The 336-nt window shown below is 75.3% G+C and carries 1 protein-coding gene; it reads left to right on the top strand.

The annotated features are described in order from the left end of the window. A partial coding sequence (locus tag ADL29_RS11105; protein WP_169795213.1) for a CobW C-terminal domain-containing protein occupies positions 1-336 on the top strand: 336 nt, incomplete at both ends.

Genomic DNA, 336 nt, shown 5'->3' with positions numbered 1-336 from the left:
CGGCGTGAGCGGCCCTTCCACCCGGGGCGGCTCCACGCGGCCCTGGAGGATCTGGTCTGCGCCGCCGCTCGCATCCGGGGCCGGTTCTGGCTGGCCGACCGGCCCGACACGCTGCTGTCGTGGGACGCCGCCGGCGGCGCGCTGTGTGTGGAATCGGCGGGCCCGTGGCTCGCCGCGCTGCCGGACGCCGCCTGGGAAATGGTGCCTGCCGAACGCCGCGTCGCCGCCGCCCTCGACTGGCACCCCGAACACGGCGACCGCTGCCAGCACCTCACCTTCACCTGTCCCGGCCTCGACCGGGAGAACCTGCTGGCTCTGCTGGACTCGTGCCTGCTC

The sequence above is a fragment of the Streptomyces chattanoogensis genome, from assembly GCF_001294335.1.
GTDB classification, from domain to species: domain Bacteria; phylum Actinomycetota; class Actinomycetes; order Streptomycetales; family Streptomycetaceae; genus Streptomyces; species Streptomyces chattanoogensis.
Note: the sequence above shows the minus strand (reverse complement) of the source record. Positions and strands in the feature narration are given on the sequence as shown.